Source organism: Desertivirga xinjiangensis, assembly GCF_024436435.1.
GTDB lineage: Bacteria > Bacteroidota > Bacteroidia > Sphingobacteriales > Sphingobacteriaceae > Desertivirga > Desertivirga xinjiangensis.
In genome coordinates, this window is sequence record NZ_JAFMZP010000002.1 from 189532 (window position 1) to 215268 (window position 25737).

Sequence of the window (25737 nt, forward strand, 5' to 3'; positions counted from 1 at the left end):
GGAATCTCCCATCGTATTCTCCCTTTTCTTAACAACCTTTTATATGTTAGTATCCAACGCTCTTCCTATTGGCGGATATATTGAATTGCAATTGCCTGCCGGAAATGAATATTATCCCTCGCTGTTAAAATTGAATACAGGACGCAACTCTCTGGAGTACATTCTTAGCATTAAAGGATATACAGGAATTTATCTTCCCTATTTTACTTGCGAAGTAATGCTTGAGCCGGTTAAAAAGCTCGGTCTTGAACTTAAGTATTATCATGTTGACCGCCATCTTGATCCAGTCCTGGACTTTGATATCGGTCCCGCCGAATGCCTCGTGTATACCAACTATTTCGGTATCAAGCAAGAAACGGTCCGGCGGCTTTCTGAAATGGTAAGGAACCTAATCATAGACAATTCTCAAGCATTCTTTTCTGAGCCACTGCAAGGAATTGATACTTTTTATTCCTGCAGGAAGTTTTTCGGTGTTCCGGATGGCGCTTATTTGCAACTCAATAGCAACAAAAGATTAGACATTCAGGACGATTTTTCCGCCGGCAGGTTTTCACATTTGATTAAAAGTATTGATCTGGGTATAGAGGATGGCTATGGCGACTATATAGCTAATAACAACGTGTTATGCTATGCACCGATAAGGCAAATGTCTCCTTTAACCAGGAAAATATTGTCCGGAATAGATTATGACGAATGTAAGCTTAAACGCCATGCTAATTTCCATTTTCTCCACTATTTTTTGGCAGATTATAATGAGCTTCCTATTGATGTTCGCGACAACTTATCGCCTTTAGTTTATCCACTGCTGATAGCAAAGCCTGGGTTAAAGAAGCAACTAATAGAAAATAAAATCTTTGTGGCTACTTATTGGCCAAATGTCCTTGAATGGACCAGCCCTGAAATGCTGGAGTATCAGCTTGCAGACAATATCATAGCTCTGCCAATTGATCACCGCTATAATCTCGATCACATGACACGTATTGTAAATGTCCTTAATCAATTACTATGAAATACGCAGTTTATATACGGCCGCTGGTTCTATGCGATTCAGAAGTTTCGTATCAATGGCGAAATAATCCGGAAGTCTGGAAATACACAGGTGCAAGGCCCGACAAAGTTATCACTCCCGAAATAGAAAGGGAATGGCTTGCAGCCTGTCTGGCACGCGACGATGAATATAGATTTGCCATTTGCCTGAAGACTACGGGTCAGTACATCGGCAATGTGCAGCTAATCCAGGTAAAGAATAAAAATGCCCAGTTCCATATTTTTATTGGCGACCAGCAGTATTGGGGTAAAGGTATTGGAAAACAAGCGACTGCTCTTACTCTGCAACATGCTTTCGAAAATCTGATGTTAGACAGTGTTACCCTTAGTGTCAACAAGGAAAACCATGCCGCGATAGAGATCTATCGTAAAATGCATTTTCAACAGATGGGTGAAGGCGAGATCTTTTTTGAAATGGTGCTGACCCGGAAAATGTATAAAAAAGTACTATCCCATATCTATTCTCGGATTTAAACTTTCGCGGGTCGTCGCCAGTGTATACATCGGGTTTAACAAAATGCTCGAAATTTTTGAGGTTAAACCTGCATCAATAAATCTCCTACATAAAATTTATGACACAAATAATCACGATTCATCAAAAGCAAGAATGGGTAAGCTATATCCGGAGATCTGCTGAGCATGATTTTTACCATACCTGGCATTATCATTCTCTCGATACTAGCGGTGATCCAATACTTTTCGTTTACGAAGAAGCAGAGAAATTTATTGCTTTTCCAATGATAAAAAGAAAAATTGACAACTCGCAATACTCTGATCTTACGTCAGTATACGGATACCCTGGGCCTGTTTCTAATCCAGGCTTTGAAAATATGGATGATGACCTGATGGAGAACTTCAAAAGGGAGTTTCTTAGCTTCCTCAAGAATGGACGTATAGTCTCCGTGTTTTCACGCCTTCATCCATTTATGAAACAACAGTCGCTTATCGACAAGTTTGGCGGAGTGTTTGAAAACGGCCGTACCGTGGCTATTGATCTTACTGTTCCGATCGAAGTGCAGCGTTCAAAATACAGGGAAACTGTATATGCTTCCATTAAACAACTTTGGAGAAAGGGTTACCACATAAAAGAGAGCAAAACAATAGAAGACATACGGGTCTTCATAGACATCTATACCGAAAATATGAAGCGTATAGGGGCTACCGATTATTATCTGTTTAACGAGCAGTATTTTATTGACCTTTTACAGTCAACCGAATTCGACAGCCGGCTATTGATTGTTTATGCCGGAAACTTACCGATCTGCGGAACGATCATCACTTGCACCAGCGACATTGTTGAAGGGCATCTGATTGGCACCCGAACGGAGTATTTAAAAGAATCGCCAACTAAATTACTGGTTGATGAGATCAGCGTAATTGGCCGTAAACTGGGCATGAAATACTATCACCTGGGAGGTGGTTTGGGATTTAAGGACGATTCATTATTCAAATGGAAAAGCGGTTTCTCAAACCTCTTTTTAAACTACAATAGCTGGCGTTATGTGGTCGACCAGGCTGCCTATAATTCACTGGTTGAAGAAAAAGGGATAGACCTTAACGACAATATAGATTTTTTCCCACTGTATAGGAGTGAGGCAAGTAAAAGTATTATCAATTCAGTCAATTAACCTAAGATCTAATATCTACCTATGATTTTTGAAATTACTATTGATCAAAAAGAAGAATGGAAAGGGTATGTGCGCAGGTCTGCACATTATGATTTCTACCATACCTGGGATTATCATTCTTTGGATAAAAGTGGTGAGCCGATGCTTTTTGTTTACCAGGAAGGTGACGATTTTATCGCCTTTCCTTTACTCAGGCGTGCAATTCCAAATTCAAACCTGTTCGACCTAACCTCTGTATATGGGTACGCTGGTCCGTTTTCAAATAAAAAGTTTGATGATCTGGATGAAACCTTCCTGGAAAATTTTAAAGGTTCCTTTTCTGATCATCTCCGGAACCGCAAATATATTTCTGTATTCACCAGGCTTCATCCTTTTCTATACCAGGAAAAACTAATGGAGAAATTTGGCGGGGTATGCATCAAAGGAAAAACTGTCGCCATCGACCTCTCTGTACCCCTCGAAGAGCAAAGAGAGAAGTATAATAAGAACGTTAAATACTATATCAGGAAAACGAGGCGTAAAGGATACCAGATAAAAGAAGCCCGGGGCTTAAATGAGATGCTGGTTTTCAGAGAGATCTACCTCGAAAATATGAAGAGAATAAATGCAGCAAGCAGCTATCTCTTTAGCTTTCAATATTTCTCAGATCTGCTTAAGGCTGGTGATTTTGATTGCAAGTTGATGCTTGTATACGATGGTGATAGAGCCATCGCCGGTGCTATCATAACCTGCACCAATGGAATAGTGCAGGTGCATCTCATTGCTACTAAGACTGAATATCTGGCGGACTCGCCAGCCAAGCTTTTAGTTGACGAAATAAGCGTAATGGCCCGGAACGCCGGCATGAAATATTGCCATTTGGGAGGCGGATTGGGCTTCAAGGAAGATTCACTCTTTGCATGGAAGGCTAGTTTTTCTGATCTGTTCTTAAGCTATAACAGCTGGGGGTATGTTGCAAACGAATCTGCCTACGACTCGCTTGTCGCCCAAAATGGGATCAGTAACAAAAGCTCTGATTTTTTTCCGCTTTACCGGTCAAAGCAGACATCCGATTAATTGATGCGCCGTTTTTTACCATAATAAAGCTATCTCAAAACATCTATTCAGAAACGCTCCATAATTTCATCTACCATGAAAAAAACACTACTCCGCGAAAAAGTGCATTCCCGCTGGCTTATTTTATTGATAGACCAGGTAATAGTTTGCTGGGCTTTTTCTATGTCCTTTTTAATGACAAGCCGGGTAACATACACCGATATGTTCCCTGCGAATTTTTTACCCTATCTCGGATTGTTTTCCGCCGTCTCGATCAGTGTTTTTATGACGAAAAGGGTTCACAACGGTATAATCCGGTATTCGAATACGGAAGATATACTGCGCATCTTTTCTGCTGTATTAACCTGTAATGTTATTTATTGGATCCTGGTACAGTTGGTGGTTAAAGCAAACATCCATATTGTATGGCCCCAATTAATGGAGGCCGTCATACTAAACTTTTTTTTATCTTCAACGGTACTGGTCATGTTGCGCCTTGGGGTAAAGAATATTTTTAACGTCTTAAAGAGTGAAGAAAAACAGGAGTTCAAAACGATCCTGATATATGGCTCGGGCCGGTCATCGGTATTGCTTAAACAGGCACTGGAAAACCATCCACAGATCAAGTATAAGGTTGTGGGTTTTGTGGATAGTGATATAGATAAGGTTGGGAAAGAAATTGAACAGAAACAGGTATATAACTTCTATGCGATTGCCGCCCTGAAGGAAAAACATAAAGTTAACGAACTCATCGTGATGAGTAACAGCCTGAGTAAACACGGTCAGAAACAGGCTGTAGAAGAATGTATAGAACTTGGAATTAAGGTATTGACCGTTCCTCCGGCCGATAAATGGTTAAACGGTCAGCTTAGTGTTAATCAGATTAAAGATCTGAAAATTGAAGACCTCCTGCAGAGGGAGCCAATAGTTCTGATAAAACAGAATATTATTAAACAGCTTTCGGGGAAAACAGTACTTGTTACCGGTGCCGCCGGTTCAATAGGGTCCGAAATAGTCAGACAGGTGTTAAGCTATAATCCCAGGCTTATAATCTTATGCGATCAGGCGGAAAGCCCTTTGCATGAACTGCAGCTTGAACTGGAAGATAATCAGATGGCAGCTAAGGTTAAGGTATGTATTGCCAATATCCAGAACCTGACAAGCATGCGCAGCATTTTTACAGCTTATCAACCTCAAATAGTGTTTCATGCTGCAGCTTACAAACATGTCCCCATGATGGAGAACAACCCGAGGGAAGCGATCTTATCGAACGTTATGGGTACGAAAAATATCGCAGATCTGTCAATGGAGTTTTTAGTAGAAAAGTTCATTATGATCTCTACTGATAAAGCGGTAAACCCAACCAATGTAATGGGGGCGTCAAAGCGTCTGGCAGAGATGTATATACAGTCCTTAAACAGTTCGTTTAACAAGACTTCGCACGAAAAATTGCTTGAAGATTCGGGTTTTTATATGCCAGAGAACAGAAATACACATACCCGTTTCATCACCACTCGTTTTGGGAATGTCCTGGGCTCAAACGGATCGGTAATTCCTCGTTTCAAAGCCCAGATCGAACGGGGAGGGCCAGTAACTGTTACTCATCCTGATATTACGCGTTACTTTATGACCATTCCTGAATCAGTTCAGCTGGTACTGGAAGCCGGGGCCATGGGGCAGGGAGGTGAAATTTTTATCTTTGACATGGGAAAACCAATCCGCATTGCCGATCTGGCCCGTAATATGATAAAGCTTGCGGGTTTAGTACCCGATAAGGATATCCATCTGGAATATACGGGACTAAGGCCGGGAGAAAAGTTATACGAAGAACTCTTAAATAAGGAAGAATTTAATATCCCTACTCATCATCACAAAATCAAGATCTCCAGTGTAATTGTGTATCCATTCATTTTTATTCAGGAAAAGATCCACGACCTATTGAGCTTAAACGAGGCTGGAAACGAAGTTGAAGTGGTAAGGAAGATGAAAGAAATCATCCCGGAATACAGAAGCAATAACTCCCGGTTTGAGGAACTTGATTCTGTAGCAGAAGTGTATCATTAATACGCAAATCTTTTCAAAGAACTGGCCTTCAGATAGCCACTTAAAAAGCATAAAACACTTTTTGAATCATCTTTTGGCCATTATTAACTCAAATAATGAACATTTAATTTATGTCTAAAAGATGAATTCAGATATGCACGTAGGGGAATTGATTGAAGAATTAATTCGTGTAAACCAGTTAAGTATTAGTGAAGTCGCAAGAAAAATGCACGTAAACAGGCGTTCAGTATACAACTGGTTCAAGCAGAAATCAATCCGGCCTTATATTTTACACAGGATATGTACTGTGTTGGCGTACGACTTTTCAATCGAGCTGCCAAAAGTTATCAAAGAAGAACAAACAAAAATGGGAGGCCCAGACGATATGGTAGTTCCCGATAAGGCTCTGGAATCTAAAACCGTGAGCTACTGGAAGAATAAATACATATATCTTCTGGAAAAATATAATGAGGTTTTGTCTCATGATACGTCGAAGGGAGAGCATCCGCCTCGAAAGCATCTCTAAAGTGTTTTATTTCCCGACCTATTTTTCTCAAACCCGGAACTCTCTCGTTCCGGGTTTTTTTGTGAATGTTTAATTGAGGAAACCATTTATTAGTCTCATCGGTTATAAGCAGGTAAATAGACATCGACCCTTTAACTGAATTTCATGTATACACTTGGTATAAATGCAGCATTTCACGATTCCGCTGCATGTATTATAAAAGACGGCATTTTGCTTGCCGCCGCAGAAGACGAACGTTTTACTCACATTAAACATGGAAAAAGGCCAGTGCCTTTTTCGACCTGGGAACTACCTTTTCACGCTATCGACTATTGCCTTAAAGTGGCGGGAATACATCTCAGCGATGTTGATCATGTGGCATATTCTTTTGATCCCCATTTGCTGCTGGGTGAAAAATACTCTGGAAACGCCTCTATCGAAATTCCATTGGAAGAGGATTCTGAACTTTCAAAGTATTGGCTTAATCCCTGGGACCCGTTGTTCCTGTCTTCTATTGTAAACGCACCGCGACAACTGGTGGATGGTTATCCTCATCACCTTCAGTTGAGGTTCAAAGGGGCTTCTGTAAATGATTTCAAATGGCACTTTGTTGAACATCACCTTTCGCATGCAGCAAGCGCTTATTTTCCCTCGCCTTTTACTGAGGCTGCTGTATTAACGCTTGATGGTCGGGGAGAAAAAGCAACTACCACTTACAATATCGGAAGAAATAACAATATCGAGAGGATTGATCAGGTTAATATGCCACATTCCCTGGGGCTGCTGTATGAACAGGTTACATCGCACCTGGGCTTCCTGCATTCATCCGACGAATATAAAGTGATGGCACTCGCCTCCTATGGAAAGCCCGAATTTGTTAATGATTTTCGCGAAATGATCAATATCGGTCCTGGATTGCAATACTCTATTGGCAGCCAGCGTTTTGAGGAGCGCTTTGGCCCTGCCCGGCTAAGACATGAGGAATTTACAGCACATCATTTTAATATAGCACACTCCCTGCAGTTAGTTCTGGAAGAAAGTGTATTGGAGTTGGTAAACAGGCTGCATGGGGAAACGAAGCAGGAAAACCTTTGTATGGCAGGCGGCGTAGCTCTTAATTGCGTCTTAAACGCTCGTATAAGAGACCGGAGTCCCTTTAAAAATGTGTGGGTGCAACCAGCGGCAGGCGATTCGGGAACCGCCCTTGGCGCTGCAGAATGGGTGGATGCACGCGAGCGGAACAGCCAGGTTAAAGATTTTGAAATGGAACATGCCTACTGGGGACCCGATTACTCTGATGGTGAAATTGAAAAGTTTCTGGGCTGGGCTAAAGTTCCGTACAAACGTCTGCAAAATATTGCCGAGGAAACAGCAGAAATACTATCTCAAAATAAGATTATAGGCTGGTACCAGGGCAGGATGGAATATGGCCCCAGGGCACTGGGAAGCCGTTCTATTTTAGCTTCCCCAATAAGTGATGAAATGCAGTCGCGCCTTAACGAAGTGAAAGATCGTGAAGACTTCCGTCCGGTGGCGCCGGTGGTTTTAGAAGAAGATGCTCCTGAGTGGTTTGAAAATGCAAAATATTCACCTTACATGCTGTTTATTTATGATGTGAAACCGGAAAAGGCCCATTTGATTCCTGCCGTAAGGCATACCGACGGAACCGCCCGGATACAAACTGTAAATAAGGATCAACATCCCAGGTATTACGATTTGTTAAAAGCCTTCAAAGCAAAAACGGGTGTGCCTGTTCTCGTAAACACATCCTTTAACACGCTTGGGAAACCTATCGTTTGCTCTCCGCGTGATGCGATCGAATGCTTCTGGACCTCACCCTTCGATGCTTTAGTAATCGGTTCCTTCTTGATAGAGAAGTAATCATGGAAAAAAAGATTTCTGTTGTCATTCCAACTTTTAAACGCGTTGAGCTATTGAAAAAATGCTTGTTATCCTTAAATGCTCAAACATTTAAGGATAGCGACTATGAAGTGATCGTGGTGAGCGACGGTCCGGATGAAGAAACCCAGCGACTTATTTCCAGTTTTACAGGGGACATTATTTACCTTCATCTGGAAAAAAAGAAAGGCCCCGCTGCTGCAAGAAATCTCGGCTGGCTTAAAGCCAGTGGCCTGTTGGTAGCCTTTACAGACGATGATTGCCTGCCTGCCTCCAACTGGCTTGAACTAATCTGGAGCCGCTACCAGGGGGAAAAAGAAATAGCTTACTCAGGAAAGGTTATAGTTCCCATCTCAAAAAAGCCAACCGATTATGAACTGAATACGGCCAATCTGGAACGGGCGGATTTCATTACGGCCAATTGTGCCTGTTCAAAGGAAGCTCTAATACGGGTAGGAGGGTTTGATGAGCGTTTTGAACAAGCCTGGCGAGAGGATAGCGATCTACATTTTAAGTTCCTGATCCACAATATACCGCTTATGAAGATTGAAGCCGAGGTAGTTCATCCTGTGAGGCCGGCAGTCTGGGGTGTTAGTCTCAGGGAGCAAAGGAAAGGAATGTATAATGCATTGCTCTATAAAAAATATCCTTCGCTGTACCAATCTAAAATAGCAGCAAAAGCTCCATGGAACTATTATGCAATAATTCTGACTTTTGCCGGTATGCTGGGAGGTCTGCTTACCGGATCAATATTGCTCGCCAAGCTTTGTTTCTGGGCCTGGTTGTTTTTCGTTGGAATGTTTACTATAAAAAGACTCAGCGCTACGTCGAGAAGGTTCGACCATGTAACTGAGATGATAGTAACTTCTATTTTTATACCGTTCCTGTCTGTTTACTGGCAGTTTTACGGTTCTTTAAAGTACCGTGTCTTATTTATTTGATTTATGCGTTTACCTTCAGAAGAAATAAAAAAGATCATCATATTCAGGGCTCTTCAGCTAGGAGATATGTTATGTGCCATACCGGCTGTAAGAGCGTTGCGACGGGCTTATCCTGCAGCAGAGATCACATTATGCAGTTTGCCCTGGGCTAAATCATTATTAGAGCGCTTCCCTGATTATTTTGACAGTTTTATACACTTCCCGGGCTATCCGGGGCTTCCGGAGCAGGATTTAAATCCGGCTGAGTTTACAGCTTTTCTGGCTGCTGTGCAAGCTGAAAACTTTGACCTTGCTTTGCAAATGCAGGGAAATGGTTCTGTAATAAATCCGATGGTGGAGCTGTTCGGGGCAAAATATACTTCAGGTTTTTACATCGAAGGACATTATTATCCGAAGAATGAACTTTTCCTGGAATATCCCGATCAGGGCTCAGAAATCAACAGACACTTGCTTTTAATGAACCATCTGGGAATTCCATCCCAGGGTAATTACCTCGAGTTCCCCTTAACAGAAAGTGATAAGGGTGAATTTGATAACCTGGATTTGCCTCTTGAACCTCAGCGCTATATTTGTATCCATCCTGGTTCAAGGGGAGCATGGCGCCAATGGCCGGTGGAGCATTTCGCTGCTCTTGCAGATCATTGTTACGAACATGGCTTCACTCCTGTGATAACAGGTACCAAAGAAGAACTCAGCATAGCGGAGGCGGTAAGAGCGCACATGAAGAATGAGCCGCTTATGGTTGTAGGCAGAACCAGCTTAGGGGCTGTTGGAGTCTTACTTAAGAATGCTTATGCGCTTATTTCTAATTGCACAGGGGTATCGCACATGGCGTCTGCCTTCAAAACAAAAAGTATTGTGATAAGCATGGATGGAGAACCAGGACGCTGGGCTCCAATCAACAGGGAGTTACATTACGTTATTGACTGGACCCAGGAACCGGATTTTGATAAGGTAGCAGGCTGGCTTCGGGATTTGGTAAATGGAAAAGTAATCAGCCTTTCTTCTTAAGGATGGGTTTCAATTTATGCAGGGTGTCATTATGCGCATTGTCATGCCGACCCTGAATCAAGTTCAGGGTTCGGCACCTCTTGAGATATCATGAAGGACATGCCTGGGCAAGAGGTCCTGAAACAAGTTCAGTATGACGAAGAAATGAATATGGATTCTATTTAGCAGACAGGCGCGACCCAATTAATCTGAGGAAGCGGCAAGCCACTCGTCATGAATCTCCGGAATTTCATCAAGGCTGTCGTTTAAGATATCCTTGGCCGCGTTAATAATTTCAAAAGGATATACCATGTTAAAAGTCGAAGAGAAATACTTCTGATTCACATAGCGTATCACTTCGTTTTTGCTGTGCAGATCTTCAGGAATGCTATACGGCAACACCTTTCCCACAGCTTTCCAGGGAAAGTGTTGCGGATTAGTAAGCGCATATAGAACAATAACCGGCGTGTTCACTGCAGCTGCTATATGAACCGTGCCGGTATTTACCGAGATAAGGAGCGGAGCCTTGTTAATCAATGCTACCAGTTCTATTAAAGAAAAGTATCCTCCCATAGAAAATGACCGTTCTCCTATAGCCAGCTGTAACTGATCGGTCAGTTCTTTTTCCGCCGGTCCGCCGGTCAGTAATACCTGGTATCCAAACTCCTCGATCAGCCTTTGCGCGGTTTCTACCCAAAGATCAAAAGGGTACTCACGCTTTTTCTCGCTTACGCCGGCATGAAGAATGATCCAGGGCAAAGCGGTATCTACACCGGCTTCCTCCAGCATCACCGTGATACTTGCATTTGCTGATACCTCCAGTGATAGTTTATCATTCGAAGGCACGGCTCCCACAGTTGCCACCAGGTCCAGGTCGCGTTTTACCTGGTGTTTAATAACGGAATACGGCTCTCTATCAGGAACCCAGTGCGTGAGGAGATCATAGGGATTTTCCCTGCAATAGGCCAGACGTAAGGGGATCTCTGCAAGATACGCCAGCATAACGGCGGGCAAGGGATTTTGGCTGTATACCGAAAATACAACTGCCGCATCAAATTCTTTACTTTTTATCTCCCTGATAATATCAAAAAAATGTTCAGGTCCCAGGGTGTTGGCCAGTTTAACCCAGGGAAGATTGCAAACAATAAGCTCATCAATTTCTGGAATGTGCCTGGCAATGCCTTCCGCCATAGCCGAAGTGAGAACAGTGATCTTCGCTCCGGTAAACTCTTTCAGTGCCCGGATTGCAGGCGTGCTCATCAGTAAATCGCCCATATTGTCGGGCCGGATACATAAAATGTTCTTACAGTTGTTCCATTGGCTTTCCATAATAATTTTTTTTGTGAAAGTTTAACTGTTCTTACATGGCCACAAAGAACCTTCAAACCACTTTCATCCTCGGTATGTGAGTTTCCGCTCATGAAGGTTTTTTGCTTGGCTGTTCAGAATAAATTCTGCAGCCTGGTTTATATTGTCGGCCATAAACTGGGGATGGTTCACTTCATTCCAAAGCCATTCAGTTTCATTGCCGTTGTTAATTAAAATACTTTTACATCCGGCCCTGTTGCCGGCCTCCACATCATGTAAAATATCTCCCAGCATCCAGGAGGAGGAGAGATCTATATTTAATTCTTCTGCTGCCTGCAGCAACATACCGGGTGCCGGCTTTCTATTGCCGCAGTCAAGCCGGTAACGCTCAACAGCTCCCTCAGGGTGATTAGGACAATAGTAAAAGCCATTCAGATAAACCGAATGGCCGCCCAGCAGGTTCTCAATCCTGCTTTTTACGCCTGAAAGATCTTCTTCCCTAAAAAAGCCATGAGCCACTCCGGCCTGGTTAGATACAATAATTAAAAGGAAGTCATTCTGTTGCAGTGCCTGCAATCCTTCAATACAATTATCCTCCAAAGTGATCAGTTCGGGTTTAACATTATAAGGAACGTCCTTAATAAGTGTGCCGTCCTTATCCAAAAAAACAGCCTTACGCATCTCTCGCTAATTTTAAGCGGCTGTTTGCTGCCTGTGCCTTACTGCCGGATGCGCAACAGCAGCACCTAATTGTTCGTAAAGGGCTGCAGCCATAGAAGCAACCCTTGCCCAGGTAAATTGTTTATTTACACGTTCAATGGAATTGTGCTGCATGCTTGACAAGAGCTGGTTATCGTTCAACAAAAAGTCGATTTTATCAGCCAGGGCCTGTGGGTTGTCTGGTTCTACCAAAAATCCCGTTTCTCCCGGCGCTACGCTATATTTTATTCCACCAACGTCCGACCCGATCACCGGCGTGCCGCAAGCCATCGATTCAAGTGGTGTTATTCCAAAGGGTTCATACCAGGGAGTTGTGATAAAAATATCAGCGGCAGAATAATAATATTTCAGCTCAGATCTATTTTTTCTTCCGGTAAAATGCACACTGTTTAGTATATTTTCTTTGCGGGCAATATCCATCAGTCTTTTCAATTCCGGGCTTTTTTCCGGATCAGGAATATCGGTGTCTCCCCCAACAATTAACAGCTGCAAAGGTTTATTGCCGTTTTTCAGTTTTGCCGCAGCTCTGATCACATTGTCAATTCCCTTTCGGGGAACCATCCGCCCCAGCTGAAGGATAATGTTTGCATCCGGATCCAGGCCCAGTTGCTTCCGCGCTTCAGTTTTATTGACAGGGTAAAACTCTTTCTTGCTGAATCCGCATGGAATGATCGTGATCTTTTGAGCATTAGCACCGTAATAGTTGATAAGGTCCTCCCGGTCCTGCGGACATTCCGCTATGATCACATCCGCATTAGCCGCAACATGCTTTTCAACATCGATACGACAGGCTGGAAATTTGTCCACATCCTTCTGGTAGAGCTTGCGTACATAACCTAATGCATGAAAGGTTATTACAAAAGGGATATCGAAGATCTCTTTCAAATCGCAGGCAACGAGGCCCGACATCCAGAAATTTGCGTGAATTACTTCATAATTGATTTGCTCTGTCCTGATGAACGATGACATGTTTTTAGTGAACTGCGGCATATACTGCAGTAGCTCTTCCTTGGCAACGCAGGTCGCAGGACCAGCTTCAATATGTATTACCCGGATACCCGGCAGCCAATTCGTTATGTACGACTGGTTTTGATCCTCCCTTCTTGTAAAAATATCAATTTGATAGCCGGCACTTGCCAGATGTTTGGCCAGTTCGGCAACATAAACATTCTGTCCGCCACTATCTACACCACCAAGTGTTGCCAGGGGGGAGGCATGCTCACTGATAAATGCAATTTTCTTCTTCATAGGTATTTTTTTTACGAACAATGAAGCTGTCACGTGCATAACATCCCGTTTTGAAGGATGACTCGTGATATTTCATTTGTCTATTTATGATATCTTAATTACTGAGATGATCTTCAGATCATAATTAAGTTCTGCATACTTTCTTTACGGGCGATCACCTGTTTAAAAGTTTCTTCCCAATCTTCAATAAAGCGTTTAATATTATAGCGGTTTAAGACAGTCGCTCTGCCCTGGGCGCCCATGTCGAGAGCCTGCTGTTTATTTTTCAGCAACTCTTTCATCTTGGAAACGAGCACTGCTATGTCCGTATGAATAAACCCATTGCGGTCATTTTGAATAACAATCGGCATCTCGGTAGTTGCCATGGCAATCACGGGTATGCCAAGCATCATAGCCTCACAGACTGCCAGGCCGTGACTTGTATAGCGGATGGGGTTAAAAAAGAAACGGTATTTACTAATAAATTCAGGAAGCTGCGGATGCAAGACTTCTCCCAGTCCGTGTCCTTCTGTTCCCATACCAATAAGATCTAGTGGTACATGTTTTTTTACTTCCTGGAAGATGTCCCAGCCTAAAAGACGTCCTCTTGAAGGCAGGTTGTTGATCACCACTATCCCTTTCTCCAGTTCACCGCTGCAGGTGATATCCGGTGTGCTCACACCGTGCTCGATTACCTTGGTTGGAGTAGAATTATTATCCCACATTAGCCGGTTGAAATGGGTTACGTGCACCAGGAGGATGTCGGCGTCGTTTACTGCGTGCCTGGTATCTGTAGGATGCTGCCGCGGCGGATCATGCTCCAAATAAATTTTTGGAAGTTCCCTTTGTTCTGCTGATAAAATTTCAAACTGATCTTCCAGGTAATTTTTGTTGGTTTGAAAAAGGATGCAGTCAAATTCTGTATCTTTTACCTGACTTACAGGAACTTCAATAACGTTAGCACCAAAAGGAAATGTTTCGCCCCTGCCATAGTAACCCTCAGTTTTTTCTTCTTTTACAGGAATAAAAATGTCATAGTTGCCTTGGGATAAATAAAAGAGATAACTGCCATGGATATGCCATGTGAAAATCCGGGGTCTTTTTTGCTGCATAATTTTTATAGATCAATAATTTGCAAGAAATTACATTACTGATTAATAAACCAGAATTATAAATAGATGTAAGTGTCTGACAAACGAACGCTTCCTAATGTTTCAGTTAAAAGAAAAAAACGTACTTCCCGCGGTCTAAAACCATTATGCAGGCTCTGATGTTAATTAAGCAAAACATATATCTATGGCGACAAGAGGATCGAAAACAGAAAGGAGGGAAGTGAACTCTTCCCAGCCGTACGAAGTAAAATATCTCGCTGAAAAATTAAACGTTAGTGTTCAGGCTATAACCGGAGCGAAGAGAGCTACCGGTTCTAATGACCGGAAGGATATCGAAAAGTACATTAAGGAGAAAAATAAATAGGAGGAGCCCCGAAAGGGGCTTTGTTGTCTATGGGAAAAACGATAGGAAAAACAAAACAGTCAGCAGCCAAAGCAAAAGCATCTAACACGATGAAAATTTCTGCAGCTGAGGCGAAGACTTCACAAACAATAACAGAATACCTGGCAGATGCTCCTGAAACCCCCATGCCGCTGAATTTAAAACCGATGCTGGCAACACTGGTAAATGCGCCTTTTGACGATGAAAACTGGCTTTACGAAGTTAAGTGGGACGGCTATCGTGCATTGGCTTTTATTAGTGACGGCGAAGTGGAGCTGCAGTCAAGAAATCGCAAGTCGTTTAATGAAAAGTTTTATTCAATACACAGCTTGTTGCAAAGCTGGACTATCAACGTCGTGCTCGATGGAGAAATTATGGTACTGAAAAAAAACGGCACCTCAGATTTTAGTGCCCTGCAAAACTGGAGAAGTGAGGCAGACGGGGAGCTGGTCTTTTATGTATTCGACATCCTCTGGCTTGAGGGCAGAAGTTTAATGGAACTGCCGTTAAGCAAACGGCTGGAACTGCTAAGGCAGGTGTTGCCAACTAACGACGACCGGATAAGGCAAAGCAAGGTTTTTGATGCCAGCGGTACAGAGTTCTTCAACGCTGCACAGAAGATGGGGCTGGAAGGCATTATAGCAAAACGAAAAGATAGCTCTTATCTGCCCGATTTTCGTTCTAAGGACTGGCTGAAAATTAAGGTGAACCAGCGTCAGGAAGTAGTGATAGGAGGTTTTACCAACAATGAAGGATCATCAAAATTGTTTAGTTCGCTGCTCCTTGGAGTGTTCGAGAATAACAAGTTTCGCTATGTAGGAAAGGTAGGGACCGGCTTCTCTGATAAGTTACAAAAGGAAATGATGGCAGCCTTTAAGCCTTTCATAGTTCCTGATAGCCCTTTTGAGCAAACTCCGGACTATAATAAACCCTCGAGATTCAGACCTAATCCTCCAAAAGCCAACGCTACCTGGCTTAAACCAGAATTGGTGTGCGAAGTTAGTTTTGCAGAAGTAACCAGCGACGGAGTGTTCAGGCATCCTTCCTTTGAGGGCATGCGTGATGACAAAAAGGCCCGGGAAGTTGTGCGCGAAACCGCCGAACATACTTTGGAAGTGATAGACGATGAGGCAGCGATTGTAAAGCAGAAAATGATCTCGGCCCCCAGGATAACGCGTAAAAGTCTTCTTAACCCGAAAGATGAAACCCAGGTACGTGAGGTCTGTGGTCGCACCCTGAAGTTTACCAATCTGAGTAAACTCTACTGGCCGAAAGAAGGAATCACCAAACGGGACATGTTTAATTATTATTACCAGGTTGCCGAGTTTATTCTTCCTTATCTAAAAGATCGTCCACAGTCTTTAAATCGCTTTCCTAACGGGATTAATGGCAACAGTTTTTACCAGAAAAATGTCAAAGACAAGGCGCCAGAATGGGTGAAGACTTTTCCTTATGTCACCAGCGATGGTGAACATAAAGAGTTTTTAGTGGGAACAGACGAAGCAAGTTTGTTATGGATGGCTTCTCTCGGGTGCATAGAAATGAATCCCTGGTTTTCAAAAGTGAAGTCGCCGGATAATCCGGATTACTGCATTATAGATCTCGATCCGGATAAAAACACTTTTGAACAGGTGGTTGAAGCAGCTTTAGTGGTTAAACGAGTGCTTGATGCATTGGATGTACCTTGCTATTGCAAAACTTCAGGATCAACAGGAATGCATATTTATATACCCCTGGCCGCTAAGTATACCTATGATCAATCGCAGATGTTCGGTCGCCTGATAGCCAATATTGTCCACAAACAGATCCCGGACTTCACCAGCGTTGAGCGCATGATCGCTAACCGTAAAGGGAAAATGTATCTTGATTTTCTGCAGAACCGACCGGGTGCAACCATCGCGGGTCCTTATTCCTTACGTCCTAAGCCAGGAGCGACAGTTTCAATGCCCCTGCATTGGGATGAAGTAAAGCCAGGACTCAGCATGTGCGACTTTACCATACACAATTCTTTGGACCGTTTAAAATCAGAAGGAGATCTGTTTAAAGGAGTGTTGGGTGAAGGGATAGACCTTGAAGCTGCTGTTAAAAAAGCAAAAAGTCTTTTTAGTTAGCTTATTCTTTCAGAAGCGCCCTAAATAATCAACTACTTTTTCGCTTAAAACATAAAAAGTATTTTTACTTAACTTATTCTTTTAAGAGCATCCTGAAGTAATCGACTACTTTTTCACTTAAAAAAAGCAAAAAATATTTTTACTTAACTTATTCTTTTAAGAGCATCCTGAAATAATCGACTACTTTTTCACTGCTAAAATCAGCAGCTCCCTCATGGCGGTAAACCAGCTCCCCTTTTTTGTTAATAATAAGGGTAGTTGGTATACTTCCGCTCATCAGGCTCTCTGGAATTGAGCTTGCCGGAGTAAACACAGGCAGAGAATATTTCTTTTTATCCATGGACTTTTTAGCGGTTTTAGAATTACCGTCTACATCGACCATAAGAAACGCTACCTGATCATTGCCTTTAAATTTTTGATAAAGGGATTCTATAGACGGCATTTCTGCCCGGCAGGGAGGGCACCAGGTCGCCCAAAAATTAACCAGTAGTACTTTGCCTTTTAAGCTTGCAATACTTACTTCTTTCCCATTTGAATCTTTGAAGCTGATGTTAGATAAAGCATAAGTTGAATGCTGCGGCGCATCAGTTTCCTTAAAATCAGCCTGAAATAATCCTATTTTCATCAGGCCATTGATTACCAATCCCTTACTTTCCGGACTGAATAACATCAGAAGTGCGAAGATAACCAGGGCTATGGTACTGATGTTTGAAAATGAAAGGCTCGATTTTCTCATAATTTTTCCTTCATGTCTTTGCGAAGATACCGCTTTTATATACGATCTTATCATGTCTGAATGTAATGTTTGTTATAAAGAGATTATTATTACATTTGGTATACCAATAATTGGTAAACCAAATAGTCCATTATGAAACCTTTTTTATTCGCATTTTTTCTAACATGTATGCTGTATGCGTCACCGCGCGCGCAGACGGCGGTTCAAACCTCTTTTGAATCTCCTCAGTTCAGTTCCGGAAGTATCCATGGTCAAAATAGCTGGATACTGAGTAGCGGCAACGCAACTGTTACTAGTGCAAAGGCTAAAGCCGGATCCCTGTCTCTTCGATTTCAAGCCGACAACAGTGCCTTGCTTATCAATCACAAGGCGTTTGAAGGCAATGTTACTGGTTTACGAGGTGAAATATACGCCGACTTCTGGGTAAACCCAGTCTCGTTTATTACCAAGGGGATTGCTATAGCCGGTTACGATTTATTCGGGGGCAGCTCCAAACGAATCTTTGTAATTGAATATACCACCGACAATAAAATTAAAGCTTATAATGGTGGTTCAGGTGTGAATGTCGGAACCTGGGTGGCAGATACCTGGACACGGATCTCCGTTAAAGCGGATTTTGCTACCGAGAAGTATAGAGTTGCCATCAATGGTGTATTGTCGGAAACGGAGTTTAGCTTTAGAGAAACCTATACCCCAACAGCGAGTGGTACCAGGGAAGCCGGCATCAAGGAATATCATTCCCTCCGGATAAATCAGACAACAGACACACAAATTGCCAGCTCGGACGTATACATCGATGACCTTTACGTAGGAACCAACCCTATTCCGGATGTTTCTTTCGGAGCCTCATCAACAAGCCGGACTATCTCCCTTACCCAGCCGGAATTCGGAACAATTACCTTAAGTCCTTCAAAAACTGTCTATAACCTCAATGATGAGGTTACTGCTACCTTAACTGTTCCGCAAGGTTATCTGAATGCGGGTTGGACAGGCAGCCTTTCGGGAACAGAGCTTACTAAGACTTTCACAGTAACATCCAACATGACAATAGGAGCAGAGGTTACAATTAATACAGCCAATCCGCCGGCACAGTTTAGCATCATGTTGGTGCAACCTGCTAATGGAAGTATCAGTTTATCACCGGCGTCGTCGGATGGAAAATATTATAAAGAAACAAAGGTAACTGCCACGGTTTCTTATGAACCTTGTTATCAGTTTAATGGCTGGACCGGAGATCTTTCAGGTACTCAGATTTCAAAGGTCTTTACGGTAACTTCAGGCCTTACCATAGGTGCAGACATCACAGAGAACAATACTCCTTCGGTTGTCAGAACGGTATCATCTGTGACTGATTTCAAAAATGCTCTGAATGCGATGAATCCGGGAGATATTATAGAGGTTGCCGATGGATCTTACAATATGGGCAGTGTTAAGATAAACCGGTCTGGCTGTGAACTGCGCCCAATTTTAATCGTGGCGAAAAATCAGGGCCAGGCTGTTATTAATGGCAATACCACATGGGAACTCGATGGCTTAAAGTATGTTACTATAAAAGGATTTTCATTTAAAAACGCTTCTGTTGGGACGGGAATAAAAGTTCTGAACTGCAGCAGGGTACGCATAACCGGAAATAGTTTTAATCTGACAGAAACCGGTTCATGCAACTGGGTTTATATCGGTGATACTTTTGGCAGTACTTTACCCCTCAGATCTGGCCACAACAAGGTTGATCATAATGTTTTTGATGGTAAAACCCATCCCGGAAAGTTCATTTTACTCGATGGCAACATCAACCAGCAATCCCAATATGATACTATAAGTTATAACTTGTTCAAGAATAACGGACCTCGTGCAGCAAACGAAAAAGAGAGTATCAGAATAGGGGTGAGCACCTTGTCGAAAAGCAGCGGTTTTACTGTGGTGGAATATAATTTATTCCAGGACTGTGACGGTGATCCGGAAATCGTATCGGTTAAATCCTGCGATAATATTATTCGTTTTAATACTTTCCAGCGCTGCCTGGGTACCCTGTGTTTGCGTCAGGGCTTCAGAAGCGTAGCTGAAGGAAATCATTTCTTTGGTGAAGGCAAGACGGCGGTGTTTACCGTATCGAACTCCGACGGAAGTACATCAAGCAGCACTATCGGCTGCGGAGGCGTGCGTGTTTACGGGCTGGATCACAAGGTGATCAATAACTATTTTCATGGCTTAACTGGATCTAAGTGGGATGCTGCCTTGACTATCACTAATGGAGATGTAACAAATTCGTCTACCAGCACGGCTGATCATTACCTGCCTGAAAACCTGATTGCAGCGTTCAATACCTTCGTAAATAACGAATCTAACATTGAAATCGGTTTCGATAATAACGGGAAATATCCAAGATATCCAATCAACTGTCTTATTGCAAATAATATTGTAGTGGAAAATAAGACGCCTATAATTAAGTCATTTAGCACTCAATCCCTGGCGGGAGTTACGTTCTCTAATAATATTATGTATCCGACCGGTAGTTCATCTCTGGGTATAAATGCCACGGCTGCACAGATCAGAACGGTAGATCCTCAGTTAATTCAGCCTGCATGTACCAAGCCTGGGGATTGTAATGAGGATATCGCCTACCACGTATTGCGCCTGTCAGCAACAAGCCCGGCGATTGATGCGGCCACAGGCAGTTTTTCCGAAGCGTCTGTAGATTATGAAGGCCAGGCCCGTACCGGCACCAAAGACATAGGAGCAGACGAGTTTTCTTCAGTTCCATTGGTCGTAAGTGCATTAAGTGAAAAATATGTCGGTCCCGCCGCCGTCCCTTTCGACTACAGTTATCAGGGAGTGCTACCGGTGAGTTTATTAAGCTTCACCGCTTCGGGAAAGCTTAATGATGTGAATCTTGCATGGAATGTGGCCCACCAGGTGAACCTGAAACAATATGATGTAGAGTGGAGTACTGATGGTAAGACGTTCATCAGAGTTGCTACTATACCGGCTCAGGATCAATTACAACACTACCGTACTTCTCATTCAAATGCGGTCACCGGCAATAATTATTACCGCTTAAAAATGCTGGATCTCGACGGGAAATATGAATATTCACCTTTGCGGGTGGTTAAAATATCTTCTACCGTTAAGGTCTATCCAAATCCGGCATCAAGGATTCTGACTATTGATATGAGCACTGCAAATGTGCCAAATGCTCAGGTCCGGCTTGTTAATATGTCTGGAAATACAGTGCTTCAAGCAGAAACTTCATCAGTATCCCATAGCTTAGATGTTCAAGTGATCCCTTCAGGAGTATATCAGCTTGTACTTCAACTGGCTGATGGCACATCGTCATCGAACTCGGTAGTAATAGTGCACTAGTTTTTTGTTTCATACAATAAGTTTCACTAAAAAGTTTCAATATGAGTTGGTCTGCCGATATCGGTTAATCAAATTTCGAAAAGACATCAGCCGACCATATTAATTATCTATGTTTGGTCAACCAAAAAAAATTGAACAATGTAGACCTGTGGCGAGAAGGAACCACGGCCTGTCGCCCGAAATGGGGGATGTACCGGAGCCAACTCGAACCTTCTTATCTCCGGGATGAAGAGATACGTTTCAACGATTTTTTAATTGAAGAACAGAAGTAAAAAATTGCAATCACAGCTTCAACGATTAGCCCCTGAATAATGATCTTTAAAAAAATTATACATAGTCAATTATTAGCATTTATAATAGTGCTTAACGCATATGCTGGCGCACGCGTGTCGCGTGTGCCAAGCGAATTATTTTTAACCTCCCTTACTCGTGGACCTGAATCTGTTGATCAGAAACCTGCTAAATACCTGGTTAAAAATGCATCAGAATTAAATGCTTTAAGTTTGTTGCCCGGTGATACCGTCATCATGCTCAACGGAAACTGGCAAAGCCAGCAGATAAATTTTAAGGGGAAGGGTACACACCAAAAACCTATACTGCTTTTAGCCGAAACCAGGGGGGAAGTGCTCCTAACCGGTAATTCTAATCTGAAAATAGACGGGACCTGGCTGATGGTAGACGGATTAGCTTTTAAGGACGGCTTTTCTTTAAAAGAAGATGTCGTGATCTTTTCAAAAAACTCTTCGAATTGCCGTTTGACCAACACGAGTATCGAAAATTACAATCCCCAAAATAAGCAAACAGATTATAAGTGGATCTCTTTATACGGCAGAAATAATCGTTTAGATCATTGTTCTTTAACCGGAAAAAGCCATTCGGGAACAACCTTGGTGGTTTGGCTGGATGATAAGCCCAACTATCACGAAATAGATCACAATTATTTCGGACCGCGCCCTCCTTTGGGAGCTAACGGTGGCGAAACCATCAGGATAGGTACCAGTACATGGTCGATGCATGATTCTTATACGAAAGTCGCTTACAATATATTTGATAAGTGCGATGGAGAAATGGAAATCATATCCATAAAATCAGGTCATAATCTCATCAGCAATAATTTCTTTTATGAATGCGAAGGAACAATAACGTTCAGGCATGGGAACAACAACGAAGTTAGTTACAACTATCTTTTAGGTAACGGTAAGAAAAATGCCGGCGGTATTCGTATCATCGGTGAAAACCATAAGGTACATCATAACTACTTGCAAGACCTGCCAGGAAGGAATCTGAGGGCGGCTATCTCGGTAATGAACAGTTTGGAGAAACCTCAACTTCATGAATATTTCCAGGTAAAGAACGCAGATGTACAATCAAATATTATCGTAAACTGCCGGGAGGCCTTTGTTCTGGGTGCTGGTAAAGATGCACTTCTAAAGGTTGCACCTGATAATTTGAGCGTTAAGAATAATTATATTATAGATCCGGGTTCGCTGCTTGTCAAAACAGATAATCCCACAAACCTTGTTCTGGAAAATAACCAGGTAAGCGGCGCTTCGTTACAAACAGGGTTTGTTAAAATGTCTGAGGATCTGCACAAAGCAGAAGGGATCTGGCAGCTTAAAGGAGAAACAAAAACGCCTTTCTGGATAGACACGTCGGTAGGACCTTCCTGGAAGGAGAAGTCCCAATTTTAATTTCAAATATTTTTTGCAATTGACAAAGAAATCTCCATATTTGGTAAACCAATTATTTGGTCGACCAATCATGAAAGAACTAATAGATAATATTCAAGCTATACAGGTTGAAAGTCCTGTAGACAAAATTATTCGTCAGCTCAAGCAACTCATTGTTTCAGGTCAATTAAAACCGGGCGACAGATTACCCGCAGAAAGGGCTTTATCAGAAAAATTCGGGGTAGGGAGAAGCTATGTACGTGAGGCCATCCTTAAACTTGAATTTTATGGACTGTTAAAAACCAATCCTCAAAGTGGTACGTACGTTTCGGGACTTGGTATTAAAGTGATCGACAGCTTGATAACTGACATTATCAAATTTAATAAAGACGACTTCAGTGCTATGGTTGAAGCCCGTTATTACCTGGAACTGGATTCTGTGCGACTCGCCGCAGAGCGGAAGTCTTCTGAGGATATAGAGGCCATTGAGCAGGCAATGAATGATTATGAAGCCAAGGTAAATAATGGAGAAAGCGCCGTGGAAGAGGATATGCTTTTCCATGTGATGATTGCCAGGGCCACAAAAAATTCAGTTATAGAATCTATGATCCTTAACCTTATTCCTGACCTGATCAAACACATTACGGAGAACAAGATCTGTGGAGATAACAGGGGAAAGGCGGCGATCGAAGAACACAGAGCCATTTTTGAAGCTCTGAAAGCGGGAGATATCGATGCCGCCGAGAATGCCATGGCAGGTCACCTGGATGAAATTTTGCAAATAAGCAGAGCCGATTTTGCCGCGAAACTGCTCATAAATAATAGCTAATCAAAATGTAGAGTGGCGCTCCTGAGAGCGTAATCTGGAATTTAACTAATAGGAAATGAACTACTTAAAAAAAGTGGTAATTGTTGGGTTTTGTCTTTACTTTCCATCAAGCCTTATCGCTCAGAAGCATCCCAATATTATGCTCACCAGCCAGAATATCGATGCGGTGAGAAAAGGCTTGCAGGAATATCCTTTGCTTCAAAATTCCTATAAAGAGGTTCTTAAGCAGGCAGATAAGGCGCTTGGAGCTCCGATAAGTGTTCCGGTTCCGAAAGACGGAGGAGGAGGTGTTACGCATGAACAGCATAAGAAAAATTATCAGAACATCCTGGCATGCGGCGTTGCTTATCAATTAAGCCAGGACAAGAAATATGCACAGTATGTCAGGGAGATCTTATTAAATTATGCGGGGCAATATGAAAGATGGCCAAACCATCCTAAAAGTAATCCGAGTAATCCTCCGGGCAGGATCTTTTGGCAAAACTTGAATGATTGCGTATGGCAGGTGCATGTAATTCAGGGATACGACCTGGTGTTCGATGCAATCCCCGCAAAGGATCGTAAGACAATTGAAGAACATCTTTTTATACCGGTTCTAAAATATATTACTGTTGATTCCTACGAAACTTTTAACAGGATCCATAACCATGGAACCTGGGCTGTAGCTGCGGTTGGACTCACTGGGTATGTAATAAATAAACCTGATTATGTGGAGATGGCTTTAAAAGGATCTGATAAAAAAGGTAAAGCTGGTTTTTTAGCACAGATCAATGAGTTGTTTTCTCCTGATGGCTATTATACGGAAGGGTTCTATTATCAGCGTTATGCTTTATTGCCGTTCATCCTCTTTGCTAAAGCAATTAACCAGTTTCAGCCGGAGTTGAAGATCTATGATTACCGGAACGGTTTGTTGAAGAAGGCAGTCAACACTGCACTCCAGGGAACCTACAGCACCGGTCATTTCTTCCCAATCAACGATGCAATAAAGAGCAAAACTTTTGAAAGCGACGAAATAGTTTATGCGGTAGATATAGCTTACGCAGAAATGGGAGGGGATAAAGGATTATTGTCGATAGCCCAAAAACAAAAGAAGGTAGTGGTTTCTGATGCCGGGTTGAAAGTTGCCCGGGATATTGCTGAAAAGAAATCGCAGGACTTCAGTTACCAGCCTCAATGGATAGCTGATGGAAAGCACGGCGATGAAGGAGGTCTTGGGATCCTACGTTATGGAACTTTAAAAGAGCAGCAGTGTGTATTGTTTAAAGCCGCTTCACAAGGTCTCGGTCATGGTCATTTTGACCGTCTGAATATTCTCTATTACGATAACGGAACCGAGGTTTTCCCTGATTATGGCGCATCACGATTTATCAATATCGAAACTAAGGGAGGAGGAGGCTATCTCAAAGAGAACAATACCTGGGCAAAACAAACTGTTGCCCATAATACACTCGTTGTCGATCAGACTTCCGCCTTTAAAGCGAATCTGAAAGCTGCGGAGAAGCACCATCCGGAATTGATAGAGTTTAAAACCACAGATAACATTCAGGTGGTAAGTGCCAGGGAAAATAATGCTTACCCTGGAGTGCAGATGTTGAGGACAACAGCTTTAATCAAAATTAAAGAGCTCAAGAAGCCTTTATTAGTAGATATATATAAAGCAGAATCAGCAACTGAACATCAATATGACCTGCCATTCTGGTATAAAGGCCATATGGTTGACGCATCATTTAAAATCGCAGCAGTTAAGGACAATCTTAAGGCCTTAGGCGACAATTACGGTTATCAGCATATTTGGCTTAACAGTAAGAACGAAATCCCTGAAGGAAATGGATATATTACGGTTTTAAACTCAAATAGCTTTTACACCACCACTTTTGCATCAGCTGCGCCGATTGAGGTTAAGCTTGTTTCATTGGGAGCTAATGATCCGGAGATGAACCTGGTTGAAAGTAAAGCTTTTATTTTGTCGCAGCCAAAAGCGGCTAATCAAACTTTTATTTCTATCACAGAAAATCATGGCGGCACCGACCCGATTGCTGAAGTGACCAACGGAGCAAATAGTTCACTGAGCTCTATTAATATTCAGAATTCTGATGCAAAGCAAACAACATTCAGTTTTAAAGTTAAAAATAAGACCTACATCCTTACGCTTAATTACTACGACAAAAATAATTTCATACAGATAAAATAGACA

Annotated in this window: 20 protein-coding genes; 15 read left to right on the top strand and 5 right to left on the bottom strand. The window is 42.4% G+C overall.

Annotated elements, in window-relative coordinates:
* Window positions 1-43: 43 nt before the first annotated feature.
* From J3P37_RS05645 to J3P37_RS05685, 9 genes are all read left to right on the top strand, one after another.
* On the top strand, window positions 44-1009 hold the full coding sequence (locus J3P37_RS05645) for a hypothetical protein (protein WP_256010070.1): 966 nt from the start codon (window positions 44-46) through the stop codon (window positions 1007-1009).
* Entirely contained in the window at window positions 1006-1521 is a 516-nt protein-coding gene (locus J3P37_RS05650; protein ID WP_256010071.1) for a GNAT family N-acetyltransferase, read from the top strand. Before J3P37_RS05645 ends, J3P37_RS05650 begins: the two co-directional genes overlap by 4 nt.
* A 98-nt stretch (window positions 1522-1619) precedes the next feature.
* Window positions 1620-2675 carry a GNAT family N-acetyltransferase gene (locus tag J3P37_RS05655; protein WP_256010072.1) on the top strand — a complete coding sequence of 352 codons (1056 nt, stop codon included), beginning with the start codon at window positions 1620-1622 and terminating at the stop codon, window positions 2673-2675.
* A 21-nt stretch (window positions 2676-2696) separates the two neighbouring features.
* Window positions 2697-3731, top strand: coding sequence for a GNAT family N-acetyltransferase (locus J3P37_RS05660; RefSeq protein ID WP_256010073.1), 1035 nt, complete (start codon window positions 2697-2699; stop codon window positions 3729-3731).
* A 75-nt stretch (window positions 3732-3806) separates the two neighbouring features.
* A complete protein-coding gene (locus J3P37_RS05665) occupies window positions 3807-5774 on the top strand; it encodes a polysaccharide biosynthesis protein (protein ID WP_256010075.1) in 1968 nt (655 codons plus the stop codon).
* A gap of 121 nt (window positions 5775-5895) precedes the next feature.
* Complete coding sequence (locus tag J3P37_RS05670; protein WP_256010076.1) at window positions 5896-6279, top strand: helix-turn-helix domain-containing protein; 384 nt, start codon at window positions 5896-5898, stop codon at window positions 6277-6279.
* Window positions 6280-6423: 144 nt separating this feature from the next.
* Window positions 6424-8139 (top strand): carbamoyltransferase family protein, encoded by a 1716-nt coding sequence (locus J3P37_RS05675; RefSeq protein ID WP_256010077.1) that lies wholly within the window; start codon window positions 6424-6426, stop codon window positions 8137-8139.
* A 2-nt stretch (window positions 8140-8141) separates the two neighbouring features.
* Complete coding sequence (locus tag J3P37_RS05680) at window positions 8142-9098, top strand: glycosyltransferase family 2 protein (protein WP_256010078.1); 957 nt, start codon at window positions 8142-8144, stop codon at window positions 9096-9098.
* A gap of 3 nt (window positions 9099-9101) precedes the next feature.
* Complete coding sequence (locus J3P37_RS05685; RefSeq protein ID WP_256010079.1) at window positions 9102-10109, top strand: glycosyltransferase family 9 protein; 1008 nt, start codon at window positions 9102-9104, stop codon at window positions 10107-10109.
* A 183-nt stretch (window positions 10110-10292) separates the two neighbouring features.
* Here J3P37_RS05685 and J3P37_RS05690 read toward each other — a convergent pair whose 3' ends face one another.
* The 4 genes from J3P37_RS05690 to J3P37_RS05705 form a co-directional block, all read right to left on the bottom strand.
* A complete protein-coding gene (locus J3P37_RS05690; RefSeq protein ID WP_256010080.1) occupies window positions 10293-11417 on the bottom strand; it encodes a glycosyltransferase family 9 protein in 1125 nt (374 codons plus the stop codon).
* 63 nt (window positions 11418-11480) lie between these two features.
* Window positions 11481-12077, bottom strand: coding sequence for a D-glycero-alpha-D-manno-heptose-1,7-bisphosphate 7-phosphatase (locus J3P37_RS05695; RefSeq protein ID WP_256010081.1), 597 nt, complete (start codon window positions 12075-12077; stop codon window positions 11481-11483).
* Between the two features lie 12 nt (window positions 12078-12089).
* Window positions 12090-13364, bottom strand: a complete 1275-nt coding sequence (locus J3P37_RS05700) for a glycosyltransferase family 4 protein (RefSeq protein ID WP_256010082.1) — start codon at window positions 13362-13364, stop codon at window positions 12090-12092.
* Window positions 13365-13477: 113 nt separating this feature from the next.
* On the bottom strand, window positions 13478-14455 hold the full coding sequence (locus J3P37_RS05705; RefSeq protein ID WP_256010083.1) for a glycosyltransferase: 978 nt from the start codon (window positions 14453-14455) through the stop codon (window positions 13478-13480).
* A gap of 184 nt (window positions 14456-14639) precedes the next feature.
* Between J3P37_RS05705 and J3P37_RS05710 the strand changes: the two genes are divergently transcribed.
* Together J3P37_RS05710 and ligD are read left to right on the top strand one after the other, a co-directional pair.
* Window positions 14640-14819, top strand: coding sequence for a DUF3606 domain-containing protein (locus tag J3P37_RS05710; RefSeq protein WP_256010084.1), 180 nt, complete (start codon window positions 14640-14642; stop codon window positions 14817-14819).
* A 29-nt stretch (window positions 14820-14848) separates the two neighbouring features.
* Window positions 14849-16948, top strand: coding sequence for a DNA ligase D (gene ligD / locus J3P37_RS05715; protein WP_256010085.1), 2100 nt, complete (start codon window positions 14849-14851; stop codon window positions 16946-16948).
* A 148-nt stretch (window positions 16949-17096) separates the two neighbouring features.
* On the opposite strand, the gene J3P37_RS05720 is transcribed toward ligD, so the two are convergent.
* Window positions 17097-17684, bottom strand: coding sequence for a TlpA family protein disulfide reductase (locus tag J3P37_RS05720; protein ID WP_256010086.1), 588 nt, complete (start codon window positions 17682-17684; stop codon window positions 17097-17099).
* 132 nt (window positions 17685-17816) lie between these two features.
* Here J3P37_RS05720 and J3P37_RS05725 point away from each other — a divergent pair, with 132 nt between their 5' ends.
* The 4 genes from J3P37_RS05725 (at window position 17817) to J3P37_RS05740 (ending at window position 25734) form a co-directional block, all read left to right on the top strand.
* Entirely contained in the window at window positions 17817-21044 is a 3228-nt protein-coding gene (locus J3P37_RS05725; RefSeq protein WP_256010087.1) for a chondroitinase-B domain-containing protein, read from the top strand.
* 359 nt (window positions 21045-21403) lie between these two features.
* Window positions 21404-22735 carry a polysaccharide lyase 6 family protein gene (locus tag J3P37_RS05730; protein WP_256010088.1) on the top strand — a complete coding sequence of 444 codons (1332 nt, stop codon included), beginning with the start codon at window positions 21404-21406 and terminating at the stop codon, window positions 22733-22735.
* A gap of 70 nt (window positions 22736-22805) precedes the next feature.
* Window positions 22806-23543, top strand: a complete 738-nt coding sequence (locus J3P37_RS05735; RefSeq protein ID WP_256010089.1) for a FadR/GntR family transcriptional regulator — start codon at window positions 22806-22808, stop codon at window positions 23541-23543.
* A gap of 55 nt (window positions 23544-23598) precedes the next feature.
* Entirely contained in the window at window positions 23599-25734 is a 2136-nt protein-coding gene (locus tag J3P37_RS05740) for a heparinase II/III domain-containing protein (protein ID WP_256010090.1), read from the top strand.
* Window positions 25735-25737 lie beyond the last annotated feature (3 nt).